The organism is Flavobacteriales bacterium (assembly GCA_016779935.1).
Lineage (GTDB): Bacteria > Bacteroidota > Bacteroidia > Flavobacteriales > UBA7312.
Genome location: JADHMQ010000002.1, coordinates 188585 through 208524 on the forward strand (window position 1 = coordinate 188585; position 19940 = coordinate 208524).

14 protein-coding genes and 1 pseudogene are annotated in these 19940 nt (G+C 34.7%); 6 read left to right on the forward strand and 9 right to left on the reverse strand.

Annotated features, from left to right (window positions below; genetic code table 11):
- Window positions 1-96 precede the first annotated feature (96 nt).
- From ISP73_02705 to ISP73_02725, 5 genes and pseudogenes are all read left to right on the forward strand, one after another.
- On the forward strand, window positions 97-1389 hold the full coding sequence (locus tag ISP73_02705; protein ID MBL6657497.1) for an anthranilate synthase component I family protein: 1293 nt from the start codon (window positions 97-99) through the stop codon (window positions 1387-1389).
- A complete protein-coding gene (gene tilS / locus ISP73_02710; GenBank protein MBL6657498.1) occupies window positions 1382-2689 on the forward strand; it encodes a tRNA lysidine(34) synthetase TilS in 1308 nt (435 codons plus the stop codon). The genes ISP73_02705 and tilS overlap by 8 nt, the downstream gene beginning before the upstream one ends.
- 65 nt (window positions 2690-2754) lie before the next feature.
- Window positions 2755-3177 (forward strand): hypothetical protein, encoded by a 423-nt coding sequence (locus tag ISP73_02715; GenBank protein MBL6657499.1) that lies wholly within the window; start codon window positions 2755-2757, stop codon window positions 3175-3177.
- A 2-nt stretch (window positions 3178-3179) separates the two neighbouring features.
- The gene (locus ISP73_02720; GenBank protein ID MBL6657500.1) at window positions 3180-5180 is read left to right on the forward strand and encodes a thioredoxin family protein; all 2001 of its coding nucleotides are present in this window, start codon (window positions 3180-3182) and stop codon (window positions 5178-5180) included.
- A gap of 24 nt (window positions 5181-5204) precedes the next feature.
- A pseudogene (locus tag ISP73_02725) lies at window positions 5205-6744 on the forward strand (YifB family Mg chelatase-like AAA ATPase).
- 64 nt (window positions 6745-6808) lie between these two features.
- Here the strand turns inward: ISP73_02725 and ISP73_02730 are convergent.
- From ISP73_02730 to ISP73_02740, 3 genes are all read right to left on the reverse strand, one after another.
- Window positions 6809-7525, reverse strand: coding sequence for an alpha/beta hydrolase (locus ISP73_02730; protein ID MBL6657501.1), 717 nt, complete (start codon window positions 7523-7525; stop codon window positions 6809-6811).
- Between the two features lie 194 nt (window positions 7526-7719).
- Entirely contained in the window at window positions 7720-8361 is a 642-nt protein-coding gene (locus tag ISP73_02735; GenBank protein ID MBL6657502.1) for a Crp/Fnr family transcriptional regulator, read from the reverse strand.
- A gap of 40 nt (window positions 8362-8401) precedes the next feature.
- Window positions 8402-9160, reverse strand: coding sequence for a hypothetical protein (locus ISP73_02740; protein MBL6657503.1), 759 nt, complete (start codon window positions 9158-9160; stop codon window positions 8402-8404).
- Between the two features lie 12 nt (window positions 9161-9172).
- Here ISP73_02740 and ISP73_02745 point away from each other — a divergent pair, with 12 nt between their 5' ends.
- Window positions 9173-9736 carry a nicotinamide mononucleotide transporter gene (locus tag ISP73_02745; GenBank protein MBL6657504.1) on the forward strand — a complete coding sequence of 188 codons (564 nt, stop codon included), beginning with the start codon at window positions 9173-9175 and terminating at the stop codon, window positions 9734-9736.
- Here the strand turns inward: ISP73_02745 and secA are convergent, their stop codons facing one another.
- The 6 genes from secA to htpG form a co-directional block, all read right to left on the reverse strand.
- On the reverse strand, window positions 9737-13003 hold the full coding sequence (gene secA / locus ISP73_02750) for a preprotein translocase subunit SecA (GenBank protein ID MBL6657505.1): 3267 nt from the start codon (window positions 13001-13003) through the stop codon (window positions 9737-9739). It abuts the gene before it with no gap.
- Window positions 13004-13105: 102 nt separating this feature from the next.
- Window positions 13106-13327: a DUF2795 domain-containing protein gene (locus tag ISP73_02755; GenBank protein ID MBL6657506.1), complete on the reverse strand. Its 222-nt coding sequence runs from the start codon at window positions 13325-13327 to the stop codon at window positions 13106-13108.
- A 52-nt stretch (window positions 13328-13379) separates the two neighbouring features.
- Window positions 13380-13928: a cob(I)yrinic acid a,c-diamide adenosyltransferase gene (locus tag ISP73_02760; protein MBL6657507.1), complete on the reverse strand. Its 549-nt coding sequence runs from the start codon at window positions 13926-13928 to the stop codon at window positions 13380-13382.
- 4 nt (window positions 13929-13932) lie between these two features.
- A complete protein-coding gene (locus ISP73_02765; GenBank protein MBL6657508.1) occupies window positions 13933-14631 on the reverse strand; it encodes an ABC transporter ATP-binding protein in 699 nt (232 codons plus the stop codon).
- 89 nt (window positions 14632-14720) lie between these two features.
- The gene (locus ISP73_02770) at window positions 14721-17978 is read right to left on the reverse strand and encodes a CotH kinase family protein (protein ID MBL6657509.1); all 3258 of its coding nucleotides are present in this window, start codon (window positions 17976-17978) and stop codon (window positions 14721-14723) included.
- A gap of 180 nt (window positions 17979-18158) precedes the next feature.
- The coding region (gene htpG / locus ISP73_02775) for a molecular chaperone HtpG (protein ID MBL6657510.1) at window positions 18159-19940 on the reverse strand (1782 nt) is incomplete at its 5' end.

A 19940-nucleotide genomic window follows, 5' to 3' on the forward strand; every position in this document is an offset into this window, starting at 1 on the left:
GATAAAATATGATTTGTTAGCTGACAAGTTAAAAAAAATAATCTAATACAATTAATTCTTAGACCTTTCAGATGCAATAATCATTAGTTTTGTAGTGTGAGACAAACAGCAACATATCACATAGCAAATATTGAAACGTTCAAGAAAAATCTATTGTATTGGGCATCTCAATTTCAACATTCAGCATCGTATATAGGTGGGACTAGTGTAGAAAATGGTTTGCATATGAAATATGATATGTTGGTTGGGGCTGATTCTATATCGACACTTATTTCTAATGAAGATTCCTTTAATTCGTTGAGGTCTTTCCACGATGCAAAAAAGGACTGGATATTTGGGTTTTTGAGTTATGATTTAAAAAATGAAGTTGAAGACTTACAGTCGAAAAATATGGATGAAATTCAGCTTCCTAATTTATGTTTTTTTCAGCCAAAATGGCTGTTTGAAATTATTGGTAACGATATTAATATTCATTTTCCTTTTGATGTGCCAAGAAAGAAAATGCAGTTAGTATTCAAAGAAATTATGCTAACTCAAAAAGAGGATTCTAGTGTATCAGTTGTTAGTGTGAAAAGTAGAATTTCAAAGTCTGAATATATTTCAACATTTAACAAGCTTCAAAAGCATATTAAAAGAGGTGACATTTATGAAATTAATTTTTGTCAAGAGTATTTTGCAAACTCAGCAGAGCTAAATCCAGTCAATACTTTTGAAAATCTCAATGAAATTTCAAATTCCCCATTTTCAGCATTTTTCAGAGCCGATGATTTTTATTTAATGAGTGCTAGTCCTGAGCGATTTATTAAGAAAGTTGACAACATAGTTGTTTCTCAGCCCATAAAAGGAACACGAAAACGAGGTAATTCATTAGAAGAAGACCTGAAATTAAAAGAGGAGTTGCGTCAATGTCCAAAAGAACAGTCAGAAAATGTGATGATTGTTGATTTGGTCCGAAATGACTTATCTAAAACAGCTGAGAAATCTTCAGTAAAGGTTGAGGAGTTATTTGGTATTTATTCCTTCTCACAAGTGCATCAGATGATTTCTACCGTTACCTCTAAACTAAAAGACGATGTTCATTGGAGCGAGGTTTTGAAAACTACCTTTCCAATGGGAAGCATGACTGGAGCACCAAAAATTAGAGCTATGCAGCTTATCGAAGAATATGAAACTTTTAAAAGAGGCTTATATTCAGGTTCAGTAGGTTATGTGACACCGGATGGAGATTTTGATTTCAATGTAGTCATTCGAAGTATTTTGTACAATGCTACTAATGGCTATGTTTCATTAGCTGTTGGTAGTGCAATTACCTCCAATGCTAAAGGGGACGAAGAATATGCCGAATGTGAACTTAAGGCAAAAGCGATGTTGGAGGTGCTAAATGCTTAATACGCTATCTCAATTTATTTCTAAGCATAATCTTATTGCCGATGATGATAAGCTGTTGCTAGCCGTTAGTGGAGGCAAAGATAGTGTGTGTATGGCACATCTATTTAGTGAATTACCATATGAATTTGGGATTGCACACTGTAACTTTAAACTTAGAGGTGAAGACAGTGATTTAGACGAACAGTTTGTTAGAAACTTATCCAAAGATTTGGGTGTAGAATTTTATTCAAAATCATTTGAGACTAAGCTTTATGCTAAGAAAAATAGCCTATCAATCCAAATGGCAGCAAGAGATTTACGCTACCAATTTTTTAATGAGACAGTGCAGGAATACAATTACACCAAAATTGTAACAGCTCACCATTCTGAAGATATTCTTGAAACGTTATTAATAAAGAAAAGTAGAAAATCTAGCGTTGGGGCATTACAAGGCATCCCCATTAAAAATGGAAATATCATTCGACCAATGCTTGATTTTAGTGTTCAACAAATTGAAGGTTTTATCAAAGAACAGTCAATTGAATTTAGATTAGATAAATCAAACCTATCTTTAGACTACCAAAGAAATAGAATAAGGCACGAAATTATGCCAGATTTGTCTAAATCGGATTTGCTAGATGAAATTGAAGCTAATAAACGTAAATATGCACGCCTTTTAAAAGAGGTAGAGTATTATCTAGAACACCATACTTTCGAAAAAGAGAGTGTAAAATTTTTTGAAATCGGACGCCTAAATACCCTGAATAATAAAGAAGAAGTTCTCTACGAATGCCTTAAACATTATGGCCCTTTTAATTGGAAAGATGTATTCTCTCTGTTGAAGGGTGAAGTAGGTAAAAAGGTTTTAAATTCAGTATATCGAATTGTAAAAGAAAGAAACGCTTTATGCCTCTCCTTAATCCCATCTAACCCTGATGTTAGTATTCAACTTAATGAAGATACTAGAAAGGTAGATGAGCCTATATCATTGAAGATTGATGTTTATGATTATTCATCTTTTGACTTTAAAAAGGATAGTAAAATATCGATATTAGATTATGATAAGTTGCACTTTCCATTGACACTAAGAAAATGGAAGCATGGCGACGTCTTCATTCCACTTGGCATGAAAGGGAGAAAGAAAATAAGTGACTATTTAATCGATGAAAAACTCTCTTCCGTTCAAAAAGAAAATACTTGGGTGATTTGTTCGTTAGATGATATTGTATGTGTGCTTGGTGAACGTATAAATGAGTCTTACAAACTTGTCGCAGAAACAGAAAAAGTTTATCTTGTCCAACCTTTGAAAAATCAAACATGAGTGATGAATTATTATTTGAAGAAAGTCAGCATTTAGGCTACAACCGTTTGTCTTTTTTAAGACGCATGGTACTCGCTCTTTTCTGCTTTTTATCGTTCTACTGGTCGGAAGATACTCAAGAAGCTATAGGCTCTGGAAATCTTTTATTTTTCCTTGGTGTAGCTATAGTGTTTGTTTCAGCCGTACTTGTTTTTATCATTCACTTTAAAACAAAAGTCATCAATGGAAGCCTCATTTTAGAAGGATTATGGACTGCTAGAAAAGTGAAAATTGATATGTCATCAATCAAAAGTGTTTCCAAAATAAAATATAGTCGATTTTTCTTTAATAGAGCCGTATACAACCTTCATAGAAATGGAGCGATACATTTTTACACTAGAGGAAGAGAATGTGTAGAATTAGTTGATAAGGATGGTTTAAGATATCTTATCGGAAGTCAAAAACCCTCAGAATTACTATTAGTTTTAAAACAACAGATAAATAAATAATTATGAAAAAGTTTCTTTTAGCCCTTATATTTTTCTTACCTAGCTTACTGTTTTCCCAAATTTTCAACCCTGTTGAATGGAGTTTTTCTCATGAGGATTTAGGCGATTCAGAATATAATTTAGTTTTCGAAGCCAACATAGAAGATGGTTGGTATGTATATTCCCAACATGTGGGTGATGACGGTCCAATACCAACAGAGTTTACCTTTTTCGATTCAGAGGACTATGAACTAGTTGGAAATGTAGAAGAGGGAGAGCCTATTGAAGAGTTTGACCCAAACTTTGATATGGTGCTAAAATACTTTAAGAAAACAGCCGTCTTTAGTCAAAAAGTTAAGTTATTAGACCAATCAGCTACAGTTAGTGGTGAATTTGTATTTATGGTTTGTGATGAGTCTCAATGCTTACCTCCTGAGTATGTTGAGTTTTCTTTTGCACTTGGCAGTGGTAAATCTACTGATGAGACTGAAACTGTTGTTGAAGAAGAAAGTGAATCGTCATCATCACTTAATTTGATATCTTCAGATGATAGTCCATCTTCAGATAATGAGGAAAAAAAATCTAAAAAAGGCATGTGGAGTATATTTTTTATTGCATTTTTTAGTGGTTTTGCAGCTCTACTAACACCTTGTGTATTTCCAATGATTCCAATGACGGTAAGTTATTTTACGAAGCAAAGTAAAAGTAAAGCAAAAGGAGTTTCAAATGCCATTATTTATGGATTGTCAATCATATTCATTTACGTTGCGCTAGGCGTTGGTGTATCGGCAGTATTTGGTCCTGAAGTACTGAACAGTATGGCTACTAATGCCTACTTCAATATTGCATTCTTTGTATTACTTGTTGTTTTTGCAGCTTCCTTTTTAGGTGCCTTTGAGTTGACTTTACCACACTCATGGATAAACAAAGCCGATAAAGCCTCAGATAAAGGAGGATTAATTGGTATCTTCTTCATGGCTTTAGTATTGGCTTTAGTATCATTTTCTTGTACAGGTCCAATAGTGGGAACACTTTTAGTTGAGGCAGCTTCAGGTGGTGATTATATGGGGCCAATAATTGGTATGTTAGGATTTTCATTAGCCATAGCATTGCCTTTTGCTCTTTTTGCGGCTTTCCCAGGATGGTTGAATTCTTTACCTCAGTCGGGCGGTTGGTTGAATTCAGTAAAGGTAGTTTTAGGATTTCTAGAATTGGCATTAGCTTTTAAATTCCTTTCAAATGCTGATTTAGTTTGGCAAACACATTTCATAGAAAGAGAAGTATTTATTGCCATATGGATAGTAATTTTTGGACTTCTTACTATGTATTTATTAGGTATGTTTAAGTTGTCCCATGATAGCGATATAGAATACCTTTCAGTAGGGCGATTATTCACTGCTATACTAACAGGGGTGCTAACTATTTATATGATACCTGGATTATGGGGCGCGCCTTTAAAGCTAATTAACGCTTTCCCACCGCCAATGCATTACAGTGAGTCGCCATACGGAGTGGGTTATACTGCTGGAGGATCTTCAGTTGATTCTCATGATGAGCATGAGGGACAGCATTTAGGCCCTCAAGGTTTGATGGTCTTTCACGATTATGAAGATGGACTTGCTCATGCCAAGAAAGTTGGGTTGCCAGTAATGATTGATTTTACGGGTTGGGCGTGTGTTAACTGCCGTAAAATGGAAGAGCAAGTATGGTCTAACCCCGAGGTTAAGAAAACTCTAAAAGAAGAAGTGGTACTTATCTCCTTGTATGTCGATGAACGAACGCCTCTTCCTGAAGAGGAACAATATGAAACTACTATTGCTGGTAAAAAGAAGAAGGTAAGGACTGTAGGAGACAAATGGACGGTACTACAAGCTGAAACGTACAAAACAAACTCACAGCCTTATTATGTTATTCTTGACCACGATGAAAATCAATTAGGTGTCTCAGCAAATTACCAAGACTATGGTGAGGTTGGTTTATTCAAAGCGTGGCTAGATAATGGTATAGAAGAATTTTACCAGTAAAAAGGTAGATTAAAATAAACTTAAATGCTTGTCAAAACTTATGGCTCAGCCGTTTTCGGTATAGATGCCACTACCATTACGATTGAAGTAAATGCCTCAGCTGGCATAAAATTTTTTCTAGTAGGACTGCCAGATAATGCGGTTAAAGAAAGTCATTATCGAATAGAAGCGGCACTAAAAAATACTGGCTATCGTATTCCTGGAAAGAAGTTTATAATTAATATGGCACCTGCCGATATTAGAAAAGAAGGTTCTGCTTATGACCTTCCGCTTGCTATTGGAATCCTAGCTTCCACACACCAAATAAAAGAAGATAAGTTAAAAGACTTTGTTACAATGGGCGAATTATCTTTAGATGGGGGGGGTACAACCCATAAAAGGAGCTTTACCAATCGCCATACAGGCTAGAAAAGAAGGCTTTAAGGGTTTGATTGTTCCTAAAGCAAATGCAAAAGAAGCGGCAATAGTTAATAACCTTGACGTTTATGGAATTGAAAATATTAAAGAATTAATTGATTACTTTAATGGAGAGCTTGAATTAAAACCGCTATACGTTGATACAAGAAAAGAGTTTTTTGATGCTATTCAACAATCTGACATCGACTTTTCTGATGTGAAAGGGCAACGAAATATCAAGCGTTCATTAGAAATTGCTGCCGCTGGAGGGCATAATGTAATATTGATAGGCCCTCCAGGTTCAGGCAAGACAATGTTGGCAAAACGAATACCTGGAATCTTACCACCACTAAGTTTGAATGAAGCTTTAGAGACTACTAAAATTCATTCTGTTTCAGGCAGAATGTCAGACAATACCTCTTTACTCACTTCTAGGCCATTTAGATCGCCACACCATACTATTTCTGATGTAGCACTAGTAGGTGGAGGTGCATTTCCTCAACCAGGAGAAATTTCTCTTTCGCATAATGGAGTTCTTTTTTTGGATGAACTGCCTGAGTTTAAAAGAACGGTATTAGAGGTTATGCGTCAGCCTCTGGAAGATAGAGTTGTAACAATTTCAAGAGCAAAGTTTAGCGTAGACTTCCCTGCTAGCTTTATGTTAGTCGCTTCAATGAACCCGTGTCCATGTGGATTTTACAACCATCCAGAAAAAGAATGTCTGTGTAGCCCAGGAATAGTTCAAAAATATTTAGCTAAAATTTCAGGACCATTGTTAGATAGAATTGATTTACATGTTGAGGTAACTCCTGTAAAATTTGAGGAATTATCAAATTCATCTAAATCTGAGTCAAGTGTTGTTATTCGAGATAGGGTAATAAAAGCTAGAGAAATTCAGCAGGATAGATACTCAACTATAGATGCCATTCACTGTAATGCGCAAATTAGTCCAAAACTGATAAAAAAATATTGTGAGCTTACTGAAGATGGTCAATCGCTTTTGAAAAAAGCAATGAAGAAATTGGAGTTATCAGCTAGGGCTTACGACCGAATTCTTAAAGTTGCACGAACAATTGCCGATTTATCGCAGTCAGAATTTATAGAAACCCCACATATTGCAGAGGCGATTCAGTTCCGTTCGCTAGATAGAAGTGATTGGGCTGGGTAAAAAATAAGGCAGTTATTGCTAACTGCCTTACAAAAAACAACAATGAAAAGGGTGTTTTCTACCCTTAAATGTTCAGTAGTATTTCAGCTACTTTTTCTGGTTGTGAGATGTTTGGTGTATGGCTTGAATTTATAGTAAATACTCCTTCTACTTTATCTTGGTACATAGCACGTTGGATTTCGATTGGAATCGCTCTATCTTCAGTACACTCGATATAGTACTTTGGAATTGAACCAAAGTTCTCATCTGTAATTTCTAATTCATACATAAGCGGTGCAGATGGTTCTGGCACTATGTAAGGTTTTGCTCCATTGAATGCTTCAACTGGAATGTCATGTGCAAATGCATTTTGAATTTCTTCTTCGACAACATAAGCATATGTTTTATCATCAGATAAACGGAAATTCTCAACAGCTTTTGAGCCTTCAACACCTTGTACAGCACCAAAGAATGAGCCGCCATTTGGAAGTAAAAATGCAGTTAGGTAAACTAAGCTCTTTACTTTTTCTGGTCTCAATTCTGCTGCCCTACTTACAGTGATTCCATTGAAACTATGTCCTAATAGAATTACTGGCTCTTCTTGAGCATCAAGAATGTCAGTCACTGTTTTCACATAATTTTCCATAGTAATTTCAGCAGGGCTTGTTTTGTCATTTCCGTGACCTGGAAGATCTGGAGTAATAACGTTGTGTCCTTCAGCTCTAAGTACATTGGCTACGCCTTCCCATTGCCATGCACCTAGCCAAGCGGAATGAACTAATACATAAGTTTCTTTTTTCATTTCTTCAATTTTCATTTCGTTAGATGTGTTTTGTTCTTCCTTTGTCGCTGTTGATGAGCAACTAGCGAAAAGCATTAGCGAAAGAGTGCTAATAGTAATAATGTTTTTAAGTTTAATCATGTTTTTAAGTATTTAATTAATAATGCAAATTTAAGAACTAAAGACCTTGCAAACTTGTGCCTTTAGTTACAGGTTTATATTTTTTTTAGTTTTATTTTTTTAAAGTCTAATTCAACATTTCCTTTTTTCTCAAAATCCTTTAAGGTTCTTGAAACGACCTCTCTAGTTGAACCAATTTCGTTGGCTAGTTTATTATGGGAAATGTTAATTGTGTCTGATTTTGTCTTTTCAGAGACCTTTCTAAGAAACTCTAGCAGTCGCTCATCTACTTTTTTGAAAGCCAGCTTATGAATACAGTCAAGTAAATTTTCATACTTCCCAATAAGAGTTTCGCTCATAAATTTCTGCCATGAGTGATATTTTTTCCATTCTTTGAGATTGCTTAAAGGTATTTTAAGAATTGTAGCGGTATCACTGACTACAATAGCATTGACCAAAGCTTGATATTGTTTTTCAATAGCCACTATAGAATAAGCACAAGTTTCGAATTTACCGATTTTGTATAGAGTTACTTGTTTATTATCAGATTCATGCCAAACCCTAATCTTTCCTTCTAGAACTATGATGAACCATTTAATAAATTGGCCTTCTCTAATTACTACATCATTTTTATGAATGGTTTCAATAATGGAAGAAGAAAATATTTCTGATTGTAGGTCACTATCCGAAAAATTATGGAAATCTATTAAATGCTTTAAGTCAGTTAGCAGTTTCATGTTCAAGGAATTATCATCAAAAATAGTTAAAAAAATGTATTTAAAAAAGGCTTAAATATTTTTCATAATAATCTCTGCTCTGATAATTAAGTATTGGTAAAAATGAATCTTTTGGTATAGAGAAAAAAACAGATGAGTTTCGATCTTCATTTTTATGATTAATCACTTTGTGGTTTGTTGCCATGATTTCAGCATTGCTTATACATTCCATTAGATAGCCATAAAATCCAATAATTTTATTTGTGGATGGAATTTCTTCCCATTTTCCTTCATTGTTTTGCAATACTAAGCCTTCTTTAATTCCATATGGGAAAATGCTAAAAAGGGACACGTCTTTATGCTCGGATAAGCGTATAATTTCATTTTTGTTTTCAATTTTTGGATAAAAATTAGTCGACACCATATGCTTTATATAATTCGAATGAAATGTTCTAATTGGTATGTTATTTACTAATTGAAGCATATCGATTACTTTCTCTTCAATATGTCTCACCAACTTGATGGTTTTTTTAAAAGAGTGCTCTAAATAGTGTTTAAATTCTTTGGGGTATTTATTGGTCTTGTGGAACTCAGAAAATACAAATGAATGAAGTAAATCATGAGGGTATTGGTTTGTACTGTCTTTTTGCCCTATGTAAGAATACCCATCAAAGCCATAATTATAATGCTTTTGTAGAAATTTTCCCTTGTAGTAGTCATCTTTTTGTATAAAATCAATGAATAATTTTTCAATAGGGTCTTTTTCTATGGGTTGATTTGTTTGAAAATATCCATTTTTTAGCTCTATTTGCATATTCATTTTATTGGAATTTTGGAGTTATTTTCTATCATAGAAGTTTTTGCAGTTATTTTTGGACTGATATACATATGGCTGTTAATTAAAGAGAGAATTGAGTGTTGGATTTTTGGCATATTGGGCTCTTTATTAAGCATCTTTTTATTCGTCCATACTAAGTTGTATTCTGAGGCTATATTGTATTCTTATTATGTATTTATGGGGTTCTATGGCTATTATTTATGGAATCGGAAAGGAAAAGACGACTCCCTTTTAAGAATTAGTGATGTGAATCCAATCAATCATGTCTATTATATTTTATCATCTTGTGCAATAGCACTTTCTTTGGCTTGGTTTTTCAATGCTTATACAGATGCGGAGCGTCCATATATCGATGCCTTCACTACTATTTTTAGTTTTCTTGCTACCTTTCTTGAAGCAAAAAAGATTTTATCTACTTGGAAATATTGGATAGTTATTAATGGAGTTACTATTGGGCTTTATATTGACAAAGGATTAGATCTTTATGCCGGTCTTATCTTAGTGTATTTTATTATGTCTTTTGTAGGGTATTTCAAATGGAAAAACCTTATGGCTTAGTTATTTTCCATGGCATTGTTTGAATTTTTTCCCACTTCCACACGGACATGGTTCATTTCTTCCTACTTTTTGCTCAACTCTAACAGGTTGTACTTTTGGTTTAGGTTTTGAGCCTTGATTTGAGCCTCCACCGCCAATATCTTGCCTTCCGGTTTGAAGATTTTCTTGACTTTGTTGTTGCTCTTGCTTTACATTTGTCTGTTCAGGTAGGTTTGCCTTTGTTAGGAAAGATACGATATCCTTATTAACCTGTTCCATCATTTGCTTGAAGAGGTTGAAGGACTCAAACTTATAGATAAGCAGTGGGTCTTTTTGCTCATAAGTAGCATTTTGAACAGATTGCTTTAGGTCATCTAATTCTCTTAAGTTCTCTTTCCACGAACTATCGATAATGGTAAGAGTTACCCCTTTTTCAATGGATAGTGGAATGTTTCCGCCTTCTGTTTCGTAGGCTTCTTTGAGGTTGGTAACAACTTGTAAGGTCTTTAATCCGTCAGTAAATGGAATTACAATATTTTCATAGGTTCCCGACTGTTTTTCAAAAACATCTTTTATTACTGGATACGTCTTTTTGCCAATTACAGAGTTTTTGATTTTGTAATTTTCAATTGAAGCTTGGTATATTTTTTCAGTTAATTGATCTGAAGTCAATTGCTTAAAATCTTCTTCATCAACTGGACATTCAATACTTAGGAATCGGATTAGTTCTAATTTAAAGCCGTCAAAGTCTTGTATTGATTGGTATTCAGTAGCAATACTTTCGCAAGTATCGTATATCATATTATCAATATCAACCGCTAATCGATCTCCAAATAAAGCGTGCTTTCTCTTTTTATAGATTACAGTACGTTGGGCGTTCATAACATCATCGTATTCTAGCAATCGTTTACGAATTCCAAAGTTATTTTCTTCAACTTTTTTCTGTGCTCTTTCGATAGATTTGGTAATCATAGAGTGTTGAATTACCTCACCTTCTTCTAAGCCCATTCGGTCCATCATTTTAGCAATTCTATCCGAACCAAACAGTCGCATTAAGTTATCTTCAAGAGAAACAAAAAATTGAGAGGAGCCAGGGTCTCCTTGTCGACCAGCACGACCTCTAAGCTGTCTGTCTACACGTCTTGAATCATGACGTTCTGTACCAATAATTGCTAAACCACCATTTCCTTTTACTTCGTTACTCAACTTAATGTCGGTTCCACGACCTGCCATATTTGTGGCGATAGTAACGTTTCCTGCTTTTCCTGCTTCTGCTACAATGTCAGCCTCTTTCTGGTGTAGTTTAGCGTTAAGAACATTGTGCTTAATATTTTTCATGGTGAGCAATCGACTCAAAAGTTCAGAAATCTCAACAGATGTTGTACCTACTAAAATAGGACGCCCTTGCTTACTGAGTTCTACAATTTCCTCAATTACAGCATTATACTTTTCACGGGCTGTTTTATAAACTTTATCTTCTTTATCATCACGTTGTATTGGTCGATTTGTTGGAATAACTACAACATCTAATTCGTAGATGTCCCAAAATTCACCAGCTTCAGTTTCAGCAGTACCAGTCATACCAGAAAGCTTGTTATACATTCTGAAGTAGTTTTGAAGTGTGATGGTAGCAAAAGTTTGTGTTGCAGCTTCAATCTTTACATTCTCTTTAGCTTCAATAGCTTGGTGAAGACCGTCAGAATAACGTCTTCCGTCCATGATACGTCCAGTTTGTTCGTCAACAATTTTTACTTTGTTGTCCATTAATACATACTCTACGTCTTTTTCGAATAGGGTATAGGCTTTTAATAATTGATTAACTGAATGTATTCTTTCGCTTTTTATGGAGTAATCTCTCATAAAAGCTTCTTTTTTGATGAGCTTATCTTTTTCGTTTAGTTCTGTTTTTTCGAGGTCTGCAATTTCTGAGCCTACATCTGGCATAATAAAGAATCTGCTGTCGTCGGTACTGCTTGTAATAAGGTCAATTCCTTTATCGGTAAGCTCAATAGAATTGTGTTGCTCATCAATAACAAAAAACAATTCTTCATCAACTTTTGGCATTTCTTTGCCTTGGTCTTGCATGTAAAAATTCTCTGTTTTTTGAAGAAGTGCTCTCACACCATCTTCACTAAGGAATTTTATTAAGGCTTTATTTTTTGGTAAGCCTCTGTATGCTCTGAGTAATTTAAAGCCACCTTCTTTGTTGTCGCCTTCTTTTATGAGTTTTTTAGCGTCTGCTAAAACTGTATTAATAAATTTCTTTTGAGCATCAACCAGAGAACTTATTTTATGTTTTAGTTCATTAAATTCATGCTTGTCGCCTGTTGGTGTTGGCCCTGAGATTATAAGTGGTGTTCTAGCATCATCGATTAGGACTGAATCGACCTCATCTACAATAGCATAGTTATGTGGACGTTGTACTAAATCTTGTGGACGCCTAGCCATATTATCTCTAAGGTAATCGAAGCCAAATTCGTTATTTGTTCCGTATGTAATATCAGCTAAATATGCATTTCTTCTGTCTTCTGAGTTCGGCTGATGCCTGTCTATGCAGTCAATAGATAATCCGTGAAATTGGTATAAAGGCCCCATCCATTCGCAGTCTCTTTTGGCGAGGTAATCGTTTACTGTTACAAGGTGAACACCTTTGCCAGAAAGGGCATTTAAATATACAGGTAAGGTTGCTGAAAGCGTTTTTCCTTCACCAGTTTGCATTTCAGCGATTTTACCAGAGTGAAGTACGTATCCGCCAATTAACTGCACATCGTAATGAACCATGTCCCAAACGATTTCATTTCCTGCTGCTATCCATTTATTGTGATAAATGGCTTTCTCACCTGTTATTTCAACATTGCCGTATGAAGCAGCAAGGTCTTTGTCAAAATCATTGGCAGTAACTTCGATATTTCCATTAGAAAATCGTTGGGCTGTTTCTTTTATGACGGCGAAGGCTTCTGGTAAAATTTGTTCTAGAATTTCTTCAGTTTTTTCAACAACACTCTTTTCAAGTGTATCTATTTCAGTATAAATGGTTTCCTTTTGCTGAAGCTCTATATCTGTACTTTCGGCCTTTTCTTTAAGAGAGTCAATTTCTTTGTAAGTGTCTTTAGTAGCGTCTTCAATTTGTTGTTTGAAGGTGGCTGTTTTGGTTCTTAGCTCATCATTACTAAGAGATTGAATAGAAGGGTATACGCTTTTGATTTTTTCAATAATAGGATTGATTTCTTTTAAATCTTTATCGTATTTGTTTCCAAAAACCTTAGTAGCAAAATCAAATATTCCCATTACTTAAATTTAAGATGTGTTACAATCAGCAAATTTACTTTTTTTTTGAGGGATTGCTCGCTTATTAGCATAAAAAAAGCCGCTTTTAGCGGCTTGATAATGTTAGTACTCATCTTCATTAAAGAAGAAGTCGTCTTTATCTGGATAGTCTGGCCAAATATCTTCAATTGAATCAAACATTTCTCCGTCGTCTTCAAGTTCTTGAAGGTTTTCTACAACTTCCATTGGTGCACCAGAGCGAATAGCAAAATCAATTAACTCATCTTTGTTCGCTGGCCAAGGCGCGTCTTCTAATTTTGAGGCTAATTCTAATGTCCAATACATATCTAAAATTTTTGCAAATGTAATTTTTTTAGCGAAATAGACAAGAATTTTTTTATTTACCTGAAATCCATGGGATTTCTTTCGCATTCAGATTTTTAGACAGATATCTGCTCAATACAAATAGATAGTCAGAGAGTCTATTGAGGTATTTTAGAATTATTTCAAATTGTAATACGTCTTCACCAATTTGGATGGTTAATCGTTCTGCTCGCCTACATACACACCTAGCTATATGGCAAAATGACACTGTAGTGTGACCGCCTGGCAATATGAATGACCGCATTTCTGGTAATGACCCATTCATTTTATCAATTTCGTTTTCTAGCTGGCTTACATCTTTTTCATCTATAAAGGGTAATTTCATTTTGTTGTTACCATCTTGGTTAGCGAGTAAAGCACCAATGGTGAAAAGTTTATTTTGAATTGTGATAATAAGTTCTTGAGTTTCCTTATCAACACTTTGGTCTCTTAGTAAGCCCATGTACGAATTTAGTTCGTCAACAGTTCCATAAGCATCAATTCTTTCGTGATTTTTAGGTACTCTTTTTCCTCCTATTAGTTGAGTAGTTCCTTTATCGCCTTTTTTCGTGTACACTTTCATAAGACTATGAATTTATTGGGGATTTATTAATGGTATCGCTTTCAATCTCGCCATCTTTTAGTCTTACTATTCTGTGGGTGTATTGTGCGATTTCATCTTCGTGTGTTACGATAATTACGGTATTACCGTTTTTATGGATTTCTTGAAAGAGTGCCATTATTTCAACTGAGGTAGCACTGTCAAGGTTACCTGTTGGTTCATCTGCCAAAATTATTGATGGATTATTTACGAGTGCCCTTGCTACCGCTACTCTTTGTCTTTGACCTCCTGATAGTTCATTTGGTCTATGATTTACTCTATCGGAAAGGTTTACTTTTTCGAGTGCATCTAAAGCCTTTTTTTCTCTTTCTTCTTTGTTGAATCCAGCGTAAATTAACGGCAACATTACATTTTCTAAAGCAGTGGATTTTGGTAATAAGTTAAAACTTTGAAATACAAACCCTATTTCTTTATTTCTAATTTCTGCTAGATTGTTGTCATTTAACTGACTGACATTATTGTTTGCCAGTGAGTAACTTCCTTTGGTAGGAGTGTCTAAGCAACCAAGGATATTCATTAGAGTAGATTTTCCAGAACCTGATTGTCCCATTAGTGCGACAAATTCGTTTTTCTCTATTGAAAGGTCTATGCTTTTGAGCGCCTTAATTACTTCATTTCCTACTGTGAAATGCCTTGCGATGTTCTTGATATCGATTACTGCCATAACGTGTTACAAAGTTAGTCAAAATACAATCATCAAAGCATTCAGTTTTTCTTTCTAAAAGAAGAGAATAAATCGTAGGAATTTGAGTGTTATCTAAGTATGGTAATTGTACCTTGTCTATTTATAGTTCTACCTGTAAATAATGATTTTACATATAAATTGTAGATGTAGACTCCGGCAGGAACTTGAATGTCATTTTTGTATGAGCCATCCCAAGAAACAGTTTCATCATCACTAAAGAAAATTCGTTCGCCATATCTATTAAAAACTTCAAAGGAATAATCGACACCATCCATTGAAAATATTGATACCTCAAAGCTATTATGCATCTTATCTCCATTTGAAGGAGTGAAGGAATTAGGAACATAAACTTCAAATAGTTCTTTAAAGTTGGCTACAATGTTATCATCAGAGTTTACGGAGAAATTGACATTGGTTTCATTTTCACTTGGCTGAAGAGTATTGTTTTCAATAGTCCAGTGAGAAAATCTCCAGCCATCAATTGCCTGAGCTTGAAGGTTCACTGCCCTCTCAGCTAAATATGTTAGTGTTTGTTGACTTTCTATGTTATTCGTGTCACTCGCAATTATTCGACCACTATTTGATGGTGATATATCGTAATTTACATTGTAAAACACGTTTTCATCAAAATGTACAACAATCGTATCACCTTTATTCACGCTGAAATTAATAAAAGGTGAAATAGATTGTCCAATCACATACCCGTTTGATGAGGTCATGTGCTTAAATTCCCAAAAGGTGTTGGATAGTGCTTGCACACTTATGTTTGTACCATATGTTTCTGTTGTTGTATATGGAAAAGTAGATATACTTTCGCCATTTACTAAAAGGCTAACATCTGAATTTGATGGATCAACAATATATGTAATGTCAAATGTTTGTTGGTTTAAATGCAGAACGATAGTGTCATCATTATTTACAGTAATACTAACGTCTTCATTCGTTGTTGTAGGAGTGAAGGAGTGGTTATTGCTACTCCAATATCCCATTTCCCAGCCAATATTTGGTTGGGCTCCGAGCGATAGATTTACACCATCAATGTAGCTTTCATTGTGAGGAAAAACTGTAATGTTATTTCCGTCTATCGACATATTCCCTGAGCCAAATGGTTCAACTAAAAATGTTAGTTCATTGGCGTCGAAGTAAAAGATTACTGTGATATCACTTTCAAGTTCAATTGAAAAATCAGTGTCAGTTGGATTGTATGCATATGGTATAGCGCTCACTATTTCATAACTTGAAAAGTTTCCGCTTGTAACACTAAAATCGATGTCTATACCGCCAAAAAAATCACCACTAAAAGGAGAGGTTAAATTATTTACATCAAAGAAGTTGTTAAAGTCTACTTCTCCTAATCCATTGATTACAACGGTTACTTCATATGGGCCTTCAACATCATAGCAATCAACAATAGCAGAATTTAAAACGCTACATCTTTCACTCATAAAGTCTCTCATGTTTTGCACATTGTCAGTCCATTCTTCATATGTGCCACCCCACATGTCTATTTGGGCTTGCATTTCAGGCTCAATGTTATCAATGAGACTATCAAGGTGTTGAATCATGAAGTCACAGGATAAATATGAGTTTGAAAGATTTGACCATCGGTTTATGTAGTCGTCAAAAAATTCTTCGCTTTCTAATAAGGCGTTCCAGATTGGAATGTGACCTTGACCGCCAATATTTCCAAAGCTTTCAGCATCGCAAGGGTCTGCATCAAAGTCGGTGTTAGGAATTCCTGTATAGTTGGCTCCGTGGTCAAATGTGTTGTCCATATCCCACAAGACGTAACGCCATTTTTTCTTATCTCCATCTTCCTTTAACCCGTGCCACCAAGCGGTGTTCCAGTTCAGCCAGTCGGCATTTACAGTGTAGGTGTTGAGGATGTAATAATCAATAAGACTTCCAGTATTGAATATGCTCTTTGCATAATCATAATTGGCTTGGACACTCATATCATTTGTGGTGATATAGTTTCTGGTTGTGTTCCAGCTATTAAATACATCTGCAGGATCTTGGTCAGTAGTTAATACATCTGCCCATGTTCCTCCCCAAGTTTTTAGAAATTCAACCGAATCTTGGTCATAGTAGTGGTCTGTATAGTCAAGGTCATCCGCTTTTTCTCTTAATTCGTAAACGCCCCAATATTCGCCGTTTAAGTACATTACACATGGCTCATACGAACGTTCGTCAAGCCTTAAGCCAGCTACTTGAGATAAGGATTGTACATAAGCGTCTCTGATATGAGCTCCTGAGCTTCCATATGAAAATGGGTAGTTATCATTGGCGGCACATTTTACAATAAATCTTTGGAATCGGTCTCTGTCGACATCATTATATACTTCTCCTTTAATGGCGTAATTGTATCCAAACTGATCTCTTGTGATGTAGTCAAAGCCTCTTTGTGCATAAGCCCAAGAGTCATTACCATGCTCATTAAATTCTCCTCTAGCCTTGTCAAATAGAGTTCCGTCGGCGTTATAAATTTCAAACGTTCCTTTTGGTTCTATTTGATTTCCTCCTGCAATTAGCTCGTATAATTCAGGTTCACCCATATTATCAGATTCTCTTCCAGAAACTGAGAGAATTTTCATATTGTGAGAAACGCCAATAAAATAAGTTCCATATTCCATGAAGCTAGGTAATATTTGTTGTTCGTCATTGTATGAAACAGCTTTTAGTACAGTGGTATTATTAATTGCGATTGGACCCGTATATAAATTATCTGAATCATCTGGAACACTACCGTCCGTAGTATAATATATTGTTATTCCTGGAGTAGTTGGTATAGTTACATTAATTGTTGCAGGATAAATACCCGGTTGAGGGTCAAATGTTGGTGTGACAGAATAGTCATCAAAACCATTGGCGTTTATTGCATCTGGAGTAGGGTCTACAAAAACACTCCAATTAGCATCACCATCAGTTGTTCTTCCTCTCGACATATTAGTCAAGCAAGGTCTTATAAAAACGGAATCTACAACTGTAACTCCATCAGGGGCTGTAAGAATTACCCATTCATTACCTTTTGTCTGGTGAAGCTTAAAGCTAGTATGGACATTATTACCATTAATTTCATTCCTTCCAGAGCAATAGACTAGTAAATGGTCGTTTGCAGGAATGATAACTGGAGAATAAAATTGCCATTTTGTAAGATTATTAGCTTTATCGCTGAGGTAGTAGTTGTTTAAATCTACGCTAGCTCCAGAGTTATTGTAGATTTCAAACCAATCTTCGTTTTCACCATAATTATCAGTGAATGCATCAAAATTAGCAGCAGAGTATTCGTTAATTAAAACTTGTCCAAATACGATAGTATTTGACATTAAAAAAAATGTCAATAATAGCATTTGTTTATAAAAGCAAATAAATATATTAGATGGTCTTAAGATCATGTGTAACTTGGTCTAAAGAACAAATATACTGCTTTAAATTCGTAGTATTATATATCATCGGAAAAATCCTTACGGATTCACCCTAATGTTTTTTAGAATAAAATGAGGGTTTTATTTAATCATCCCCACACTTCTATTAATGAAATCTGTTAACTTTTTACCTTTCAATAGACCGTGTGATAGGAGTGCTAAATCTAAAAATTGCTGTATTAGTTCAGACTGTTTTTTATCATCTTTAGAGTTTAAAAGAAGACTTATTAATTTGTGGTTTGAGTTTACAACTAGGTTATAGTTTTCAGGCAGTTCGCCAAACATATTCATTCCACCAGAAAGTTTTTGTTGTTCTTTCATTCGCCTCATAAATTCACTTTGTGTGAGTATGAAAGGAGCGTCGTCTGTAGAAAGACTTTCTACCTGAACGCTGAACTTACTATCGTCTACTTTTTTCTCAACTAATTCTCTTAATGTTTCTTGCTCTTTTTCACTGAGTAGAGAAGGTGTATCGTCTTCTTTTTGAATAAGTTTATCCATAGTGTCAGAATCAACTCTAGTAAATTGGATCTCACTATTTTCAGACTCTAATTTTGAAATCAAATGACTTACTAATGGACCTTCAAGTTCAAGTACTTCATAGTCCTTTTGTTTTGCCATAGCTACAAAGCTATCTTGTTCTTCTTTGTCATGAGTATAGAGTAAAATTGTCTTACCGTCTTTGTTGGTCTGATTTACTTTTACTCTTTCTATTAGCTCGCTAAATGTTGAGTATTTAGAATCTGTATTTTTTAGTAAGAAGTACTCTTTTGACTTTTCGAAAAATTTATCCTCAGTAAGCATACCATATTCAATGAATACTTTCACATCGTCCCACTTTTTCTCAAAATCCTCTCTCTCATTTTTGAACATTGAGTGTAACTTGTCGCCTACTTTCTTACTAATGTATTTGGATATTTTTTTGACATTACCATCAGCTTGAAGATATGATCTTGATACATTTAATGGAATGTCTGGAGAATCGATTACGCCATGTAATAGAGTAAGAAATTCAGGAACAATATTCTCTACATTATCTGTGATGAATACTTGATTGCTATAAAGGTTTATTTTGTTTTTTTGGACTTCTAAATTATTTTTCAGTTTTGGGAAATATAATATACCAGTTAGATTGAATGGGTAGTCTACATTCAAGTGGATATTAAATATTGGTTCGTTGAACTCCATTGGGTATAATTCTCTGTAGAAACTAGAGTAATCTTCATCCTTTAAATCTTGCGGTAATTTTGTCCAAGCAGGAGAGGTATTATTAATGATGTTATCAACCTCTTTATCAACTTGTTTGATTTTTCCTTCATCATCTTTTGCTCCATTTGGATCATCAACAGATATTTTTTTAGTTCCAAATTTAACTTCAACAGGAAGAAATTTACAATATTTATTCAGGATTGCACTGATTCTATTTTCTTCTAAAAATTCTTTTGAATCCTCATCAATATGTAGAACTATATCGGTTCCTTTTGTCTTTTTCGTTGTCTCTTCAATGGTGTAGTTTGGTGATCCATCACAAGTCCATTTTACTGCAGTACTATTAGGTTTTTGACTTTTAGTAATAATTTCAACTTCTTTTGATACCATAAAAGAGGAGTAAAAACCTAGTCCAAAATGCCCAATGATAGAGTTTTTTGTGTCTGAATCTTTGTATTTGTTAACGAATTCTTCAGCACCAGAAAAAGCAATTTGATTGATGTATTTGTCAACCTCTTCTTCTGTCATTCCGATTCCATTATCTCTAATGGTAAGGGTTTCTTTCTTTTTATCAATAATAACCTCTACTCTTAATTTGTCAATATTGGCTTTTAGTTCGCCGATTGACTTGAGTGTTTTCATTTTTTGAGTAGC